General features: G+C 49.5%; 13 protein-coding genes. 12 read left to right on the top strand and 1 reads right to left on the bottom strand.

All coding sequences use genetic code 11. From position 1 onward, the window contains the following. Nucleotides 1–90: 90 nt before the first annotated feature. Nucleotides 91–822 (bottom strand): MORN repeat-containing protein, encoded by a 732-nt coding sequence (locus KJS63_RS14640; RefSeq protein WP_213619786.1) that lies wholly within the window; start codon nucleotides 820–822, stop codon nucleotides 91–93. 216 nt (nucleotides 823–1,038) lie between these two features. On the opposite strand from KJS63_RS14640, the gene KJS63_RS14635 reads away from it, so the two are divergent. The 12 genes from KJS63_RS14635 to KJS63_RS14580 all read left to right on the top strand — a co-directional run bounded on the left by KJS63_RS14635 (nucleotide 1,039) and on the right by KJS63_RS14580 (nucleotide 17,913). Next, complete coding sequence (locus KJS63_RS14635; RefSeq protein ID WP_213619785.1) at nucleotides 1,039–1,965, top strand: DMT family transporter; 927 nt, start codon at nucleotides 1,039–1,041, stop codon at nucleotides 1,963–1,965. Nucleotides 1,966–2,186: 221 nt separating this feature from the next. Beyond that, on the top strand, nucleotides 2,187–2,780 hold the full coding sequence (locus tag KJS63_RS14630) for a hypothetical protein (protein ID WP_244862609.1): 594 nt from the start codon (nucleotides 2,187–2,189) through the stop codon (nucleotides 2,778–2,780). Nucleotides 2,781–3,077: 297 nt separating this feature from the next. Next, nucleotides 3,078–3,548, top strand: coding sequence for a GNAT family N-acetyltransferase (locus KJS63_RS14625; protein WP_213619784.1), 471 nt, complete (start codon nucleotides 3,078–3,080; stop codon nucleotides 3,546–3,548). A gap of 455 nt (nucleotides 3,549–4,003) precedes the next feature. Next, nucleotides 4,004–5,011 (top strand): glycosyltransferase family 2 protein, encoded by a 1,008-nt coding sequence (locus tag KJS63_RS14620; RefSeq protein WP_213619783.1) that lies wholly within the window; start codon nucleotides 4,004–4,006, stop codon nucleotides 5,009–5,011. Nucleotides 5,012–5,055: 44 nt separating this feature from the next. Beyond that, complete coding sequence (locus KJS63_RS14615; protein WP_244862608.1) at nucleotides 5,056–6,213, top strand: glycosyl hydrolase family 8; 1,158 nt, start codon at nucleotides 5,056–5,058, stop codon at nucleotides 6,211–6,213. A gap of 41 nt (nucleotides 6,214–6,254) precedes the next feature. Next, nucleotides 6,255–7,751, top strand: coding sequence for a glycan biosynthesis hexose transferase WsfD (gene wsfD, locus KJS63_RS14610; RefSeq protein WP_213619782.1), 1,497 nt, complete (start codon nucleotides 6,255–6,257; stop codon nucleotides 7,749–7,751). 40 nt (nucleotides 7,752–7,791) lie between these two features. After that, a complete protein-coding gene (locus KJS63_RS14605; RefSeq protein WP_213619781.1) occupies nucleotides 7,792–9,342 on the top strand; it encodes a hypothetical protein in 1,551 nt (516 codons plus the stop codon). A gap of 12 nt (nucleotides 9,343–9,354) precedes the next feature. Further along, on the top strand, nucleotides 9,355–10,605 hold the full coding sequence (locus KJS63_RS14600) for a glycosyltransferase family 2 protein (RefSeq protein ID WP_213619780.1): 1,251 nt from the start codon (nucleotides 9,355–9,357) through the stop codon (nucleotides 10,603–10,605). 21 nt (nucleotides 10,606–10,626) lie between these two features. Then, nucleotides 10,627–12,708, top strand: a complete 2,082-nt coding sequence (locus KJS63_RS14595; protein ID WP_213619779.1) for a cellulose biosynthesis cyclic di-GMP-binding regulatory protein BcsB — start codon at nucleotides 10,627–10,629, stop codon at nucleotides 12,706–12,708. After that, nucleotides 12,708–13,562, top strand: a complete 855-nt coding sequence (locus KJS63_RS14590; protein ID WP_213619778.1) for a diguanylate cyclase domain-containing protein — start codon at nucleotides 12,708–12,710, stop codon at nucleotides 13,560–13,562. Before KJS63_RS14595 ends, KJS63_RS14590 begins: the two co-directional genes overlap by 1 nt. Nucleotides 13,563–13,584: 22 nt before the next feature. Continuing rightward, nucleotides 13,585–14,007: a GtrA family protein gene (locus KJS63_RS14585; RefSeq protein ID WP_213619777.1), complete on the top strand. Its 423-nt coding sequence runs from the start codon at nucleotides 13,585–13,587 to the stop codon at nucleotides 14,005–14,007. 315 nt (nucleotides 14,008–14,322) lie between these two features. Then, on the top strand, nucleotides 14,323–17,913 hold the full coding sequence (locus KJS63_RS14580; protein ID WP_213619776.1) for a discoidin domain-containing protein: 3,591 nt from the start codon (nucleotides 14,323–14,325) through the stop codon (nucleotides 17,911–17,913). Nucleotides 17,914–18,101: the final 188 nt, after the last annotated feature.

The raw sequence follows: 18,101 nt of genomic DNA, 5'->3' as shown, positions 1-18,101 counted from the left end.
CTGTTCGCAAACAGCCGGTACTCATCATAACACAGGTTAAGTTATTTTCTGGTTAAATTTTGTTTAAAAATCGGCATAAGGTTACACAGATTATTTCAGCGGAAGCTGTTTGGACAGCTTCTCGAATTGCTCAAGATACGGATTTATTTTCGTCTGAATCCGCTGCAAATATTTTAAAGCTTCTTGATTCTTACGCTCCTCGGCTTTCGTATCTCCAGGGAATATGGAGTAGACTTTGTGGACAGAGCCGTTAAGGTAATCTACGCTGAACAAGGTTCCCTTTCTCCAATCTGTCTTCATATTCGTATTGCTGCCCATGACAGTCAAAGTTTCGCGGGAGCTTTTGTAGGTGAAGCTGTAATCGGGATCTGCCACGGCATGAATGACATCGTAACCCTCTTGAAGCACTCCGTTCTTAAAGGTTCCTGTTTGAATCTCGTTCCATCTGACGGTACCGTCCTGCCGGGTTACTTTGTGAGTCAGCGTGCCTTTGCCATTCATTTGGTCCTGCTTCCAAGCTCCCGTGTATACGATCTTATGCTTCTCATCATCAGAAACATATTCATTCACATATTTGCCGGTTCCGTCGCGCTTGCCGCTGATAAAATCACCCGAGTACTGCTTGCTTGTCCCCCACGAGATCGTCCCTCTCCCCGAGGGCATACCTTCCTTGACTTCACCGTAATACGTAGCCTGCCCGGCTACCTGAATCCGTTCTTTGACGGAAGCGGCATCGGCTGAAGCTGATGCCGCAGTCACAGAAGCTGCTGTCAAGGAGAGGCTGAGTGCTGCAGTCAGAGTTAGAGCTGATATTTTGTTCATGGTGCTACATCCTTTCAAGATTATGTAATGGTGTTTGGCTTTCTTCCATATTAGACGCAAGAATCTGCGGTAAGTTGCCATCTCCAGCAGAGCGGACGCCCACGGGGGATGGCTGGTTGAGTGTCCCCCATTGCTGGAATCCACGGCAGGCTCTATAATTAGATGCGGCCTGCGGATGATGTCTGTAGGCATCATCAAGAGGTTAGGGGCAGACTGATGAACATTAAAACTAAATCTTTCGTATCTTGGGAGTTTCTTTATATTATCGGAATTATTGCGATTTCGTTCTCATCCATCTTTATTCGTTGGTCGACCGCGGAGGTCTCCGTCGTCGGCATGTATCGTCTGTACATGACGAATCTGCTAATGCTGGCGGCTGCATGGAAATACCGCAAGGAAATCTTATCGCTTAAGCCTAAGCAGTGGCTGGGGCTGCTGCTGTCTGGAGCCATGCTTGGACTGCATTTCCTGCTGTGGATGGGTTCCCTCCGCTTGACCACGGTAGCCAGTTCCACGGTGATTCTGACACTGGAGCCGATTCTTGTAGTGTTCGGTTCATTCTTCTTGTTCGGGGCGAAGATCAACCGCTTCATGATGGCGGGAATGGGTCTTGCCCTGATTGGCTCGATAGCCATCGGCTCAGGAGATTTCAAGCTGTCGGGTACGGCGCTCCAAGGGGATATATTGTCTCTGCTTGGCACGGTAGCAGTTGCCGCCCACATGCTGATGGGCAAGCGGCTGCTGGGGGGAATGAGCGCCTTTGTATATAATTTCTGGGTGTTTTTCATAGCGGCAACCATGCTCGCGGGATATAATCTGTTCCGCGGTTACCCGTTTACCGGCTATGCGCCGGAGGAGTGGGGGATCTACCTGCTGCTTGCTCTCGTACCTACCTTGTTCGGCCATTACTTGTTCAACTGGCTGATGAAATTCATCAGCGCCTCGGCGGTATCCATGGCTGTCCTTGGCGAGCCGGTCGTTGCCTCGCTGCTGGCGTGGCTGCTGCTTAAGGAAAGCTTGACAGGTCTGCAGCTGTCGGCCGGCGCAGCCATTCTGGCAGGGGTATGGATCTTTATCCGTTATGGCAAAGAAGCTCCGGACACTGCCGGAACTGAACCTCCGTCGCTTAAGGAGTCTGCCTGAACTTTGAACTGGTGAAAGACCGGGTGCTCGCCGCATCCGGTTTTTTTATGCAAGAGTCCCCTGGGAGACTGATTAATTTGTAACGATATGTGGGGCGTACGTTGTGTATATTGGAGTGTCTCTAGACAGGAGCCCTTCCCGAGTTCCAGGCTTTTACATAGGATAGAGAAATTGAAGTCTGAAGAAGTCGGACGCTGGTCTATCCTAAGGAGGGATGGGAAGTGGGCAAGTCAAGAACCATTAGGAGAGGCGGGGGTCAGCGGCGGACCGCGAAGCAGCAGCCAACAGCCGCACTCTTGCGGCGAGTGGCGGCAGGAATGCTGCCATTTCTGAGAGCTGTGGAACGCAGCCGCGGGTATGCTGCAGCCTGGAGCCGGGCGGTTGTCAAAGCTGACCTGGATGCCATGCGCAGGCTGCTGCATAGGGTGTCGCCGCGGCTTGGAAATCAGGGCCTGGGCAGCAACGGAATTGGCTACTTCATCTCCTTCTCGGCAGCAGGGGCCTATTATTCAAGTGGAACTACGATACCGCCGGGCAGCGTACAATTTTACTTCAATCCCCGGGTGCACCGATTGGTTGCCAAGGCTCTTCTGCCGTACTATCGCGAGCTGGTCTCCGAATCGGGATACGCGCTGGCGCTGGCCCGTGCAATCCGGCGGGGGGACCGGATGGCGGCAGCCCGGCTTGTCCGCAGCCGGATTCGAACGCGTGCACTGAAGTCCGTAAGGATCGAAGAGGCCGGGATTGTGCTGAGCTTTAAATATTCATTTAGCAAATATGAATATAACCATCTGCTCATTCAAGAGATTGATTAATGCCCGGAGCCCGCGCAAGCGGGTTTTCTTTTTTTGCCAGTATCCTATTGCAAGTATTCAGTTGTAGGATAAAACAATTTAAACCAAACTTGAACTTGATAAAAGTGGTAGTCCATTCAACAATATTCCATGAGGGAGCATTCACCTCAGAATTTAATGTTCAAGTCCCTACTATGAATTTTAGGAGTGATGGTGCTATGAAAACTTATATCCAAGTTATCCAATTCAAAGAACCAGTGAGAGGTTGTTACTCATAAGGACGTACTCCTCTCATTAGGTAATGGGAGGTAAAAGAAATTGTTAAATGAAGATTTACGCCATAGCTGCGGGCCCGTGGTAGAACTCAGACCGGTTGATGAAAACAACTGGTATGACTGCACCGAGCTCGAAGTGTCAGATGAGCAGAAAAGCTTTTTTCCTGTGCCGGCAGTCTATTGGCTTGCAGAATCAGCCTATTGCGGGTTCACCCCGCTGGCCTTGTACACTGGTGAAGAGCTGGTCGGTTATGCTGTAACGGCTGTCGATCCTGACGACGGGAGCCACTGGATCATGGCTTTTATGATTGACCAGCGATTCCAGAATCGGGGTTTGGGAAGATCAGGAATGAAGCAGCTTATCCAGTATATGCGGGATAAGTACGCCTGCAGTAAGATTGTAATCGGGCACCGGCCCGAGAATGTCCGGGCAGCTGCTTTGTACGCTTCCCTAGGCTTTGAAGAGGTAGACCGTGAAGAACAAGAAGTTATTCGTGAATTGAGGTTTTCGTGATCCATCACGAAGCTGGAGGATCTCGCCGCCATAATATTATGGCGGCTTTTCCGTTTGCTTTGAGGATCTCATCGCTTAGTCGACGGGTTACCTATATTAGATGGAATGTCTGTAATCCCTCAGACTTAAGAAGGATAATAAAATCCAAATTTTGGCTATAGGAATGTGAACAGAGTCATAGTCCGATTGATGCAGGCTAACTTGGTTGAAAATCAGATAAACACATTGCGGTGCAGGAAGAGGTTTCCAATCCATAGACAAAAAGGTGATTTTTTAGGCAAAAACTATTGAAATTCCAAGCCGCTTTAACAGGATCATATGTTATATTGGAGGTAATAGAGTAGAAAATTGCCTTTTTTCAATTTTGTTTTCAAATTATTTTCATAGATGTAATTCGCTAGGTATCCGGGCCCAGTGTTTATATATGCTTATAAGGTTAAAAAGGAGTGGGATGAATGGACGATAAGCGTGTCTCGGTGGTTGTTCCTGCTTACAACGAAGAGAAGGTAATCCGGTTATGCTATGACGCACTAACGGACGTCATGATGAGCATAGACTATGAATACGAGCTGCTCTTTGTTAATGATGGCAGCAAGGATCAGACGATGCGTATTCTGGACGAGCTGGCCAAGCAGGATGAGCATGTGCGGGTGATTAACTTCGCCAGGAATTTTGGCCACCAGGCCGCGGTAACTGCGGGAATCAATCAATCCAGAGGGGACTGTGTCGTTATTATTGATGCGGATCTGCAGGACCCTCCCGAAGTCATTCGTGACATGCTCAGAAAGTGGGAGGAAGGGTACGAGGTTGTGTACGGAAAGCGGAGGAAACGCAAAGGCGAGACACTCTTCAAGCTTGTTACGGCTTCGTTGTTTTATCGTTTTCTTAGACGGATGTCAGACACCGAAATTCCGCGCGATACAGGGGATTTCCGTCTGATTGACCGCAAGATCGTGCATGTGTTCAACCGGATGACAGAGCGGAACAAATTTATCCGGGGGATCGTCAGTTGGATTGGATTCAACCAGACCTTTGTCGAGTATGACCGGAATGAACGGGCCGCCGGAGAGACGAAGTATCCACTGCGCAAAATGATCGCCTTTGCTTCTGACGGAATTATTTCCTTCTCCTCCAAACCGCTCAAGCTGATTACCCGAATGGGTATGCTGACGGTTGTCCTGGCTTTTGCGGTGCTTGTGTACTCGTTATGCGCGAAGTTGTTCAACCTCCCCCAAGTAGAGCGGGGCTGGACGTCGATTATGATGGCCATTACCCTGTTCAGTGGTGTGCAGATGCTGTCGCTTGGCATTATAGGCGAATACATTGCCCGCATCTACGATGAGAGCAAGAACAGACCCCAGTACATTATTAAAGACACCGTACACTATTCACATGAGGAAATGAAGCTGCAGCAGGGGGCCTACTCAAGTGAATATCCCCGGTCTGAAATGGTTTCTAAGTGAACAGGGAAAGACCATGAAGCTGGCTCAGGGCGGGAGGTTAGAAAGTGAAAAAATATTGGACAGGCGGACTTAGTGCCGTTTTGCTGCTAAATGTCCTTATGGCTTGTGGAAATGCCCCGGCCCAGACTGCTCTGCCGAACCCGCCGGAACAGCAGAACAAATCTCAGAAAGCGGTGCCTGACCGTACTTCCCGGTTTAGCGATCAGCTTGGGCTGCAGCCGCACCGTGAAGAGACTGAACGTTTCATCATGAGTAAGATGTACGGACCTTATGGAGTGTACACGAATTATCAGGATTCGGATGAATCGGATACGGCTGCCACAGGGCATGAGGTGCTGAGTGAGTCCGCTGGGCTTCTGATGCGGTATGACGTGCTGATGAACCGGAAGGATGCCTTTCAGACCGAATGGGAACGGGCGAAGCAGGTTTTTGAGCTTGCTTCAGGCTTCAGCTACCGGTACAGCCCCAAGCAGGACAAGAAATACACGATCAATGCTGCCGTCGACGATCTTCGGATGATCAGGGCCTTGTATGATGCGGGGGAGAAGTTTCATTCCGCTGCATATACGGAATTGGCAGACACTTACGGCAAGCGGTTCTCCAGTTATAACATCAAGGGCGGCAAGCTTTACGACTTCTACGATGACATTTATAAGGTCACGAATGATTTTGTAACCTTGTGTTATATTGATCTGACTACGTTAAAACGGCTGCCCCTCCCTTCCACGGAAAAGGAAACCTTAATCAGCAATATGCAGAAGATTATTGAGCAGGGCTACTTGTCGGACGAGTTCCCATTTTACGAGACGAGATATCATTATTCTACGGACACATACCACTCAGAGGGCATCAATACGGTTGAATCGCTGCTGACGATTCTGTCGTTATCTGAAGCCGGTCTCCAGAAGCCGGCAAGCATTGCTTATTTGAAGCAGCAGGTTAAGGCTGGAACCCTGTACGGAAAGTATGACAAGAAGGGCAAGCCGCAAAATCAGATTCAGTCTACCGCAATTTATGCGATAACCGCCTTGATCGGTTCGGCACTGAAGGATGCTGATTTATATGGGGACAGCATCCAGCAGATGGAGAAATACCGGGTTACCGATAAGAACAGTCTGCTGTTTGGCGGATATGGCGATGCGGCTGCTATCCAAGCTTTTTCATTTGATAATTTAATGGCATTGCTCGCTTATGCTCACTAGCAGCCCGGGCATTTGAGAGAACGAAGGTAGGTGTGTGAATTTTGCCAAAAGCCAAGTGGTTGAAAGGGTTCGGGTCCAGAGTGGCCCTTCTCAGCCGTTATGTTTCGCCTTCTTTATTGGCAGCATCATTGGTGCTGATCATTACGGTTTTTGCCTTGTTCGTGCCGCCCTATATTGGGATGGCTGACAATGGCGATTATTTTCGCGTCTTGTACAGCAACGGACTGTATTTTAATAACCCTGAGTATGACAGTTTATACTTGGGCTATTTTAACAAAGCATTTGGGATATTCCAGTATTACAACGAAAACGGAGCTACCTTGACCTCCTCCCAATCCCTGCTTATTCGTTTGTCGGTATGGGTGAATCAATGGTTCGACAAGCAGGTGTTTGACATCCGGGTGCAAGGGGCTCTGTTGGTGCTTTTATATACAGTTGGCGTTTATCTATTCGTTGAGGCGTTAACCTGGAAAGTAAAACCGAAGTATGGGTACTGGGTGGCAGTGCTGGCTGTGTTTCTGTTTGCGGATACGGCCTATACGGCATATTTCAACTCGTTCTTCAGCGAGAGTATGGTTTGGATCATGCTGATCTATTTGTTCGCTTCGGGCCTGCTGCTGTACCGGAAACGATATCCTGACTATATGATGATGATTGTGTTCTTTATAAGCGGTCTGTTGCTAACAACGAGCAAACAGCAAAATGCCCCCGTCGGTATCATTGTTGCAGTGATCGGCATTATCTTTATTTTCGTGCGCAAGCAGCGGATTTACAGAACCTTTGTAGCCTCATCGCTGGTGCTTCTAATGCTTACCGGGATTGCCACCTATGTGCTGATTCCGAAGGAATTCGTTAATATCAACAAATACCATGCTATGACCCGCGGTGTGCTTATGCAGTCTGAAGACCCTGAGGAGACCTTGAAGTCCTTCGGGATCGACAAGCAGTACGCCATTCTTAATGGAAGCATTTATTATGAGCCTTACACGACAGTGGATGTGAACTCCCAGATCCTTGAGAATAACTTCTATAATCACTACGGCTTCGCATCTATTCTTGCTTATTACGTCAGCCACCCGGATCAAGCGGGGAAAATGATGGACCTGGCAGCTAAGAATGCGTTTACGATCCGGCCATCCGCAATGGGGAACTATGAGAAGTCGGTGGGTAAGCCCTTTGGGGCGCAGTCGATGTTTTTCTCTGGATATAGTGAGCTGAAAAAAGCGCTTGCCCCTAAGACATTTGGCTTCATCATCATCTGGATACTGGTTGTAGCGGGATTGTACACCCCGCAATTTGCTGCCGCGGTCAAGGCCAAGCACGTGCGCGGCATGGTACGGCTGCCGTTAATTCTTATGCTGATGTTGATGGGGCTCTCCGGAATCCTCGTTTCGATTATCGGGGCAGGGGATGCGGATTTGTCGAAACATGAATTTTTGTTTACAGCTGCTTTTGATTTGGTTACGTTCACCGCAGTAGCGGACGCGATATGCCGGAATTTGTGGCATGACCAGCCTGCTGAATATGAGTCAGCATGAGGGCACAGATGATACAGGTAGAAGGGAGGGGCGACATTTCATGAGACGAAACCACCGCTGGGGTGTTGTGCTGGTCGTGCTTCTGCTGCTGGTAACCAGTGCGGTTCATCCTGCTCAGGTGCGGGCGGCGGCCCCATCCTCTTTTTCCTCGGTTCTTGTTGTGTATGACAGTCTTGGAGTGGGTATGAAACAGGAAGGAAATGTGGAGGCCTTGAAGAGGCTGCTTGCAGCATTTCACGTACAAGTTACGGCGGAATCGGTAGATTCATATACCGCAGGATCGCTAAGCAAATATTCCAAGCTCATCGAGGTGCGCAACCGCTCTGATTTCTTAGATGACAACAATGATTTCCTCAAGGACAAGCAGTCTTATACCGGGGACTTCCTCTATATTGGCGAGAAGCCGGGAGAGAAGCTGGTTCAGTCCTTGGGGCTTCAGCTTCAAGCCGAACAGAAGGTAGCGGATCTTCAGATTGGGACCTTTGCCGAGAGATCCATCAGCGTCCCCTACTTGTATGACTCGAAGCAGCCCGGTGTGAAGAAGTATGGCCAGTTGAAAGTACAAGCCGCAGATATAAGTTACCCTTATGGAATACGTAAGGGGGCTAACGCTTATGTTCCTTTTATGGACAAGGATACTTTAAGCGAGCTTGCCCTGTCCTACGTGCTGAAGGATTGGCTTCAGGAGAATCAGGAAGGCCATTATTTTCTTGTTTTTAAAGAGATTTACCCCTTTTCAGATCTGGGCTTGCTGGAGAAAATGTCGGATGAGCTGTTTGAAGCAGGGATCCCGTTCATTGTTAGCGTGCATCCGGTATACAGCAATACCGATTATCCGGCCATGAAACGTTATATCAATACGTTGAAGTACATCCAGTCCCGTAATGGGACGATTCTTGTAGAAGCTCCTATTGTCGCCTCCACCATCCAGGATCTGGATAGAAGCTTATATCAACAGACAGAGCATTTTATTGATGCGCTGGCACAAGAGGGCGTCGTTCCGCTGGGAATGGGAGCCCAGATGTACTGGTCTTATGATGAGCATTACGTGTCGGAAGGAATGGCGTTTTTTGACTCTGTGATCCTGTTCCCGGATACGCGGCAGATCTACAAAGCGAAACGGAATCGTTCAACCGCCTACGCGTCCTCACTGTACAGTCTGGACTCTGCGTTCTTGCAGCGTTATCTTTCCGATGACCGCCATATCGCTCCGCTACCGATGGACACTGCGGTAACATTTGATTTTGTGCAGAAGGAATCGGAGCTGGAAGGACTGATTGAGGGGCTGAAGAAGAGCTGGATCGCTTTTGAAGACTACAAAAGTGAAGCCCATCATGTGAAAACCAAAACCAACGAGCTAGGCTCAGACCGGGGTTCTCTGGTGCTGAATGGGGTCAGCTTGGGCATTCAGGCCAGCCATGTGGAGACCAGTTCGAAGTATGTATACAAGCAGCAGGGCAAGATGAGCTTTGAGACCTGGTTTACGGTTCAGAATCAAATTTTTATTGTAATTATATTCATCACCTTGTTTGTATTCGGCGGCTTCCTTATTATTGGTTATCGCATGTATAAACGGAAATTTTACAAGTGAGGAGGCAGTTTAATGACTGCTGCAGACATCTTGATGCTGATTGCTGTCGTGAGTATTTGGTCACTGCTTCTTGTGAATGTGGTGCTGATTATCGCCGGCTATCTCTACTATATGGAGAATGAGAACCGGGAGGTGCCGCCGCTTCCCGAGGAGGTACCGTTTGTCACGCTGATGGTTCCTGCACATAACGAGGGCAAGGTGATCACGCAAACGGTCGAGGCCTTACTTGCACTAGATTATCCGCATGACCGCTATGAGATCATCGTCATTAACGATAATTCGAGCGATAACAGCAGTGAATTGCTTGCAAAGCTGCAGGCTAAGTACCCAGCTCGGCAGTTGGTCGTGATTAATACAGATAACATTACCGGTGGAAAAGGGAAGTCGAACGCGCTGAATATCGGCTTTCAACGGAGCAGAGGCGAGTTTATCGCTATCTACGATGCTGACAATACCCCGGAGAAGACGGCCCTGCGTTATCTGGTCGCCGAGCTGAGCCATGATCCAACCCTTGGCGCGGTAATTGGCAAGTTCCGTACACGCAACCGTTTTGCAAGCCTGTTAACCCGGTTTATCAACATTGAGACCTTATCCTTCCAGTGGATGGCTCAGGCCGGCCGTTGGAAGCTGTTCAAGCTCTGCACCATTCCAGGTACGAACTTTATTATGCGCCGGGAGATTATCGAGGAGATCGGCGGATGGGATGTTAAGGCGATTGCCGAGGATACGGAAATCAGCTTCCGCATCTACATGATGGGTTACCGGATCAAATTCCAGCCCAAGTCTGTGACCTGGGAGCAGGAACCTCAAACGCTGAAGGTATGGTTTAAGCAGCGGACGAGATGGGCCAAGGGGAATATTTATGTCATTGTCAAAAATGTGCCGTTGTTGTTCAACCGGTCAGCCAAACGAATACATTTCGACCTTCTTTATTTCCTATCCATCTATTTTCTGCTGCTGACCTCGCTGATTGTGTCCGATGCGCTGCTGATTCTATACGCGCTTGGGCTGGTGCATACGACCATTGCCGGGCTGAGCTCATTTCTATGGCTGCTCGCTATTATTCTGTTTGTGAGCGGGACCTTTATTACGCTGATTACGGAAAAGGGAGAAATGAGACTCTCGAATCTATGGATCATTATGCTGATGTATATCTCGTATTGTCAGCTGTGGATGGTTGTTGTTGCCTACGGCATGTATAACTATATCAAAGATTTGCTGTTTAAAAGAGAAGTCAAATGGTATAAAACCGAACGTTATTAAGACAAGACAAGGGGGAGAAATGTGAATACCAAATCAACGGTCTCCGGTATTCTTTGCTTGATTCTATTCTTTATTACCAGTGGTCAGGTATTTGCGCTGCCTGATTCAAGCGGCAGGTTAACCTACGAGGCACCGCTTACTACCTCAAATGTCTCCTTATCTGGAGTCACCGCCTCCAGCTCCATGTATATCCGGCTGGAGGATTACTGGAATGTCAACTCGCTGACGCTGCACTTGGATTATCAGGCCACCCAGTTGGCAGCCAAGGAGCATTCAAGTGTAACCCTCAAGATGAACGGTACAGGGTTCTACTCCTTCCGTCCTGTAGTGGAAAAGAAGCAGATGAACTTAACGGTACCTGTACCCAAAGAGTTACTCGTTCAGGGCAACAATACACTGTCCATCAACGGGTATATTGTGACCGATCTCCCTGATGGTGTTTGTGTCCCTACAGAGAAACGGGACAGCTGGCTTGAGCTGTATAAGACCTCATATGCTGAGATTAATTATACGAAACAAGCTATAGGAACCAGCATTCATAGCTTTTATCAGCAGTTTGTGGGGACGGATACTTTAAAAGACAAGATGAGCGCGCTCGCAGTTCCAAACCACAGCGACTCTTCCGAGCTAGAGGCGGCAGTCTATGCTCTCTCAGGCTTGGCCAAGGGGAACCGGTCAGAAGATGCCACGATTCCGATGCTGACTCTGGAGGATGCAGATCTGGCCCAGCGGAGTCAACTTGTTATCGTCTCCCTGTTTAAGAACCTGCCTGACAAGTGGAAGACAGCACTCGGACAACCCGATGTGCATGACAAGGCGCTCATCCGCATGGTAAATGCAGGTTCACAATCTGCGCTTATTGTGACCTCGGATGATCCGCTTATGCTCAAGAAGGCAGGGCGTTTTGTTGGCAACGTGTCACTGGTGAGCCAGGTGGATGGTCCTGAGAAGTGGATCGATCAGAATACGAATGTCGAGACCCCGGCCATTAATGTGAGCCGTGACGTCACGCTTACAGAGACTGGAGATAAGCTGACCGGCATGATGCATCAGGAGAAGAGCTACTTCGTCTCTCTCCCGGCCAACCGGTCTATTGCGGAATCAAGCAAAATCAGTCTGGATTTCCGGTATTCGGACAACCTGGATTTTGACCGTTCCCTTGTCACCATCCTGATTAACGATACGCCTATCGGCAGCAAGAAGCTTACAAAGGAATTATCCAATCAGGACGAGCTTACGCTGACCATACCGAAGAACCTGGGAAGCACGGGCAGTATAACAGTTACAGCAGCATTTGATCTGGAGCTGAAAAGTGCGGGTTGTATCGAGCTTCAGGATCAGATGCCATGGGCTTATATTACCAAGGATTCTCTGCTGCAGTTGAATACCAAGGACCGTACGGATATGTTGTTCAACAGCTATCCGAATCCGTTCCTCCGCGATGCAAGCTTTAACCAAATTGCTGTGCTTGTTCCGGACAAGATGGATCCCTACGATTACCTTACGGTTGGAAGCCTGTTCCACCTGCTTGGCAAGTACGCGGAAGCCAATACTGGCCAGGTGACGTTCTACAAGAATCAGGAACTTCCCGCAGACTCGAAGATGCAGCATTACAATCTTATCTCTGTCGGCTCATTCAAGGATAATCCTTGGCTGCAAAAGCATAACAATAAACTGTTTTTTCAATACAGCCAGGATGGGGAAAGATTTGTATCCAATGAGAAGATGAGCATTGAGGAGAACTATGGCAAGCGGATTGGGACGCTGCAGCTGATGGAATCGCCTTATAATCAAGGCTACGGCTGGCTTGCAGTGACTGGCCCAAGCTCCAAGACCAGCTTCCTGGTATCGAATCTGCTGTCGAGCGATAGTATGAAGTGGAAAGTGTATGGGGATGGCGTGGTGACGGATGTAGATGGAAACACGAAAGCCTTCCGCTTCAAGAAAGAAGTCCAGCAGGAAGGAAGCGGCTTGGTGGAGCAGATTACCGAACGCGGAGACGTGCTCGCTTTTATTGTGGCACTGGCACTTACCTTCATTCTGGTTGTCGTTTCACTGATATTCCTGATTCGTAAGTACAGGAAGAAAGCAGGTGAAGAGTGATGAAACGCTATCAGAGCAGTTTAATGTCTGATGCGGCATTTTTGCTGCTGTTTGTCCTCTGTTTTGTCCATATCCTGTTTACGGCAGGCGATCCGAATCACTATCTGATCAATATGATTCTGCTTAATGTCTCATTTCTGATTGCGATTATCACTTATTTCACCGGGCTTACCGCAGGTCTGATTCTAAACATTGTTTTTATTTTCGGATATGGAACGTATACGATTTATCAAACCGTTATCGTAGGGCAGCCTCTGCAGGCCTATAATTACTACTGGCTGGTTATGACACCTCTATTAACGGCGATCATTGCTCTGCTGACCTTCTCGAACCGGCGTCTGCAGCAAGATGCGGACCAGCTTCAGAAGAGGAATGCTACGCTTGCAACATTGGATGAACGTACGAATTTGAAGAACAGCCGCTCCTTTCAAAGTGATGCTACCATCTTCATGGCGCTTTCCAACCGGTACAAAATTCCGTTAACCCTGCTTGTCATGACGGTTAAACACTGGGATGAGCTGAGCCGGATGATCAGTGAGGCCCAGATGACGGAGATGATTTACGACATTTCGAGAATGAGTGAGACCAGCATTCGTCTCAACGATTCTCTGTATATGCTGAATGCGGAACGGCCTACCTGGGGACTGCTGCTGTTCACCGATCAAGACAGTGCCAAGATCGTGGTGGATCGTCTGAAAGAAAAAGTGGAATCATTCAACACGGTTGAATTCTCAAACAAGTATAAACTGGACATGAAGCTTACAATCGGAGCTGCCCAGTATACGCCTGAGGAGGTTCCGACACCACTTGACTTCATTGCCAAGGCACGCCAGAAGATGGAATATGATGTATAGAGGATAGAAGGTGAGGGTCCTTATGAAGTCTTATGCGGCTCGAGAGTCTCTGCGTGCCATTGTGATCTTTGGCCTTGTAGGTCTTGTGAATACAGGTGTAGACGTTGCAGTATTCACTTTGTTAACCTGGTGTCATCTTCCTTGGCTGGTGGCGCAGGTAGCGGCTTATGGGTGCGGGGTGATGAACAGCTTCCTGATGAACCGTAAGTGGACATTTAAACAGCAGAAGACGTCCTCAAAGGAGCTCATTCGCTTTATTATTCTGAACCTGCTGACTTTGGGGGTCACCTCAGTCTGTATGCTGCTTGTACACGAGCAGATCGGAGCTCCGCTGTGGATTAGCAAGGGAGTATCAACCCTGGTAGGGTTGGTGTTTAACTTTGCAGGAAGCCGCTGGTGGGTGTTCCAGGCGAAGCCTTCCCGTGAGGAGGCCGCGTCTTTATAGGCGCCTATTCACAGTAGTGTATCCATAACTACAGGCAGTTCTTTTGCAATTATGCAGAAGAGCTGCCTTTTTGTAATGTGCCGTAAGTCCATAGACACGCACACGAAAATCTTAAAAATACTCCTATATTTGTAAATGGTTCCTGATTATGATCAAGTTGCGGCTCACATTGTACCTGCACAGAAAAGGAGGGAATTGCAGGGTTTTTTGACACCGCTTACATGCTTGTACTACTAGGGCCCGAGCGGGTGTTTATAGCTGTGCCAGATTTACGTTTTCGAGGAAACAATTATTCTGAAGGGAGAAATGTAAAACGTGAAAAGCCAAAGACGTGTCACCGCCTGGATTTGTATCGTGACAATGATCGCAGGAATGCTCCTCTCACCTATCGGATTCCCTAATCCTGTTGCCCGTGCCGACGGCAAGCCGAATCTCGCGGCGGGCAAAGCGGCGGCCGAATCCGGCCATGCCGACGTATACACTTCTTCCAATGTAACGGACGGCAACCCGGATACGTATTGGGAAAGTACCAACAATGCCTTCCCGCAATGGGTTCAGGTCGACCTTGGCAGTGCGGCTCAAATCAGCCAAGTCGTACTAAAGCTTCCGTCCGGATGGGAGAGCCGGTCGCAGACCTTATCCGTACAGGGAAGCACGAACGGAACCAGCTTCTCGAATCTTAAGGCATCTTCCAGCTATACATTTGATCCGGGCGCCAAGAATACGGTATCCATCGACTTTGCCCCAGCCAGCGCACGCTACGTGCGGGTCCATGTGACCGCCAACACAGGTTGGCCTGCCGCACAGGTTTCTGAGCTGGAAGTCTATGGTTCATCCGGCACTGCTGATAATCAGCCTCCGACAGCCCCGGCAAACCTGAGCTTTACGCAGCCTAATCCGGGTACGATCAATCTGACTTGGAATGCGGCAGCTGATAATGTCGGCGTTACCGGATATGACATCTACGCGAACAACCAGCTTCGCGGGAGTGTGAACGGTTCAACCCTTCAGTTCACCGACCAGCAACCTTCGAACGAAACGGTGACCTATTATGTCATCGCGAAGGACGCTGCGGGCAACGCTTCCCCGCCAAGCAATTCCGTAACCCGGACCGGTTCAGGCAGCGATAATGGAACGAATCTGGCTGTTGGCAAGCCAATTACGGCCTCATCATCGACATTCACCTTTGTGGCGGCCAATGCCAATGATAACGATACGAACACGTATTGGGAAGGCAATGGTCATCCGAGCACGCTCACGGTGGATCTCGGAGCCAATGCTGATGTCAGCTCCGTCATGATCAAGCTGAATCCTTCCAGTGAATGGGCCACCCGTACACAGACAATTCAAGTACTCGGGCATGATCAAAATTCATCCGTCTTTAAGAATCTGGTCTCTGCCGCTTCTTATACGTTCAACCCGGCTTCCCAAAACACGGTGACAATTCCCGTGAACGCAGCAGCGAGCAGTGTGCAGCTCCGGTTTACAACGAACTCGGGAGCTCCTGGCGGTCAAGTTGCCGAGTTCCAAGTTATCGGCAAGCCTGCGCCTAACCCGGACCTGACGGTAACTGGCATCTCTTGGTCTCCGTCTTCCCCAGACGAGACCCATCCGGTTACGCTTAACGCCACTGTCCGGAATATCGGCTCTGTGGCTTCACCTGCAACGAAGGTGAACTTCTACCTTGGAGGCACCCTCGCCGGGACAGCTTCTGTAGGTACCATCGCTGCAGGAGCATCGTCGAATGTCTCCACGAGCATTAACCCCAAGAATGCCGGCTCTTACACCGTGACAGCGAAGGTGGATGAGGATAATACGGTCGCGGAGATGGACGACACCAATAACAGCTATACCCATCCTTCACCGCTGGTCATTGGCCAGGTCCAAAGCTCTGACTTGATTGGAACGGCTGCATGGACACCAAACAATCCAAGCGCCGGGAATACGGTCACCTTTACGGTGAATCTCAAGAATCAGGGAACCATGGCTTCCGCGAGCGGAGCGCACGGCATTACGGTTGAGCTGAAGAATGCAGGAGGAGCCACCGTTCAGACGTTTAAAGGTTCCTACAACGGAGCTCTGGCGGCGGGAGCATCGGCCAATGTCAACGTAGGCACATGGACGGCGGTTAACGGCAGTTATACAGTAACGACAACGATTGAAGTTGATGCAAACGAAGTGGCTGCCAAGCAAGCCAATAATGTCAGCACATCCAGCTTGTATTCCGGGCGGGGGGCTAACATGCCGTTTACGGTCTTAGAAGCCGAGGCATCGGGCAACAGCACCAATGGAACGAAGCTGGCTCCGAATTTTACACCAGGTGATTTCGCTGGTGAAGCTTCCGGCCGTTCGGCCGTGTATCTGGATGCCGCCGGAGAATATGTGGAGTTCACACTGACCTCATCTGCCAACGCGTTCGTCCTCCGTAATGCTGTTGCCGAGAATACCTCTGGAACAATAAGCATTTATGCGGACGGCGTAGATAAAGGGAACTTTAACGTAACCTCCAAGTACTCTTATGTATATGCAACACCTTCAACGCTTGGACGGCTGGGTTATGATAATTCGGGGTCCAAAGCCTACTGGCTCTATGAGGATTCACAGCTTATGCTGGATCAAGTCTACCCTAAGGGAACTAAAATCCGAATTCAAAAAGACGCCGGGGACGTTCCTTGGATTTATGTGGATATGATCGAGACGGAGAACGTTGCACCAGCCGCTTCGAACCCGGACCCAAGCAAATATGTTCAGGTATCGGCTTCAAAATCCATCGAGCAGGCCCTGACCGAATTCCGGCAGGATCCGGCCAAGAAAGGGATATTCATTCCGGCGGGCCAATGGACCATCCCGTCCAAGATATACCTGTACGGCCGGGCCACTGAGATCATCGGTGCAGGTCCATGGCACACCAAGCTTGTCGCACCGCAAGACCAGACGAATACCGACGTCGGCTTTAATATCGGCTCTGACGCGAACGGCACCACCATCAAGAACTTGTCCGCATGGGGCAACTACGTATACCGGCAGGACGGACCCGGCAAATTCATTGATGGGAACGGGATGAAGAATGTCACGATCGAGAACGTCTGGGCCGAGCATTTTATCTGCCTGTATTGGGGAGTGAACTCTTCGTACAATACGTTTAAGAACAACCGGATCAAAAACATGTTCGCGGATGGAATCAATATGACTAACGGTTCATCCTACAACATCATTGACAACAACTATGCCCGTGGAACGGGTGACGATTCTTTCGCATTGTTCAGCGCGATTGACTCGGGCGGTTCCTACAACGTGGGCAACAAATATACCAACCTTACTGCCACCAACGTGAGAAGGGCAGCTGCCTTTGCTGTATACGGCGGCAAAGACAACCTGTTCCAGAATTTGTATGGCGCGGATACGCTGACTTATCCGGGCGTCACCATTAGCAGCTTAAGCTTCGGTTATAACACACTCGGCTTCGGCGATCAGGATACCGTCATCGACGGTGTCACTCTGGATCGTACGGGTGGGGATTTCTGGACCAGCAATGGGGCCGATGACAAGATCAACGATTATCAGAATTTTGGAGCCATCTGGTTCCACGGCGGAGACAGGGACTTTAAGAATATTCTGGTGAAGAACGTTGACATCAATAATCCGGTGTACTATGGATTGATGTTCCAATCCAAATATCCGGAGAAGCTCCCGATGCAGAATGTCCGCCTTGAGAACATCACCATTAACAACCCTACCCGATACGGCATCAAGCTTGTTGTCAAAGCGGAAGATGGGCAAGGGCCAGCCGTCGGAGCAGCGAGCTTTACCAATGTCAAGGTGAACAACCCGGGCGTCACAGCCATTTACGGCGAAAAGCAGTCTCCGGGCTTCACCATCACCAGAGTATCAGGGAACAACTGGTAAGCTAACCAATGTTCAGTGGAAAGACGATTAAGGTGTTCCAGGTTTTAGTGGTAGTGAAATCAAGATGCAGTAAACAATCCACCCTGGTGAACAGCATCTTAAAAATGTGAAAATGGCGGCGCGGGGATTCTACTCCTCGCGTCGCTATTTTTAGATACAGAAACATTTCAGCAGACTATTTGTAGAAG

The organism is Paenibacillus sp. J22TS3, from assembly GCF_018403205.1.
Classification (GTDB): Bacteria; Bacillota; Bacilli; order Paenibacillales; family Paenibacillaceae; genus Fontibacillus; species Fontibacillus tuaregi.
The sequence above is the reverse complement of the archived record's forward strand: the minus strand, read 5'-3'. Positions and strand labels throughout refer to the sequence as shown.

Excerpts from the sequence above, each read along its gene's own strand:
- KJS63_RS14640 (WP_213619786.1), bottom strand. The coding sequence starts at position 822 with ATGAACAAAATATCAGCTCTAACTCTGACTGCAGCACTCAGCCTCTCC.
- KJS63_RS14635 (WP_213619785.1), top strand. The coding sequence starts at position 1,039 with ATGAACATTAAAACTAAATCTTTCGTATCTTGGGAGTTTCTTTATATT.
- KJS63_RS14620 (WP_213619783.1), top strand. The coding sequence starts at position 4,004 with ATGGACGATAAGCGTGTCTCGGTGGTTGTTCCTGCTTACAACGAAGAG.
- KJS63_RS14605 (WP_213619781.1), top strand. The coding sequence starts at position 7,792 with ATGAGACGAAACCACCGCTGGGGTGTTGTGCTGGTCGTGCTTCTGCTG.
- KJS63_RS14600 (WP_213619780.1), top strand. The coding sequence starts at position 9,355 with ATGACTGCTGCAGACATCTTGATGCTGATTGCTGTCGTGAGTATTTGG.
- KJS63_RS14590 (WP_213619778.1), top strand. The coding sequence starts at position 12,708 with ATGAAACGCTATCAGAGCAGTTTAATGTCTGATGCGGCATTTTTGCTG.
- KJS63_RS14585 (WP_213619777.1), top strand. The coding sequence starts at position 13,585 with ATGAAGTCTTATGCGGCTCGAGAGTCTCTGCGTGCCATTGTGATCTTT.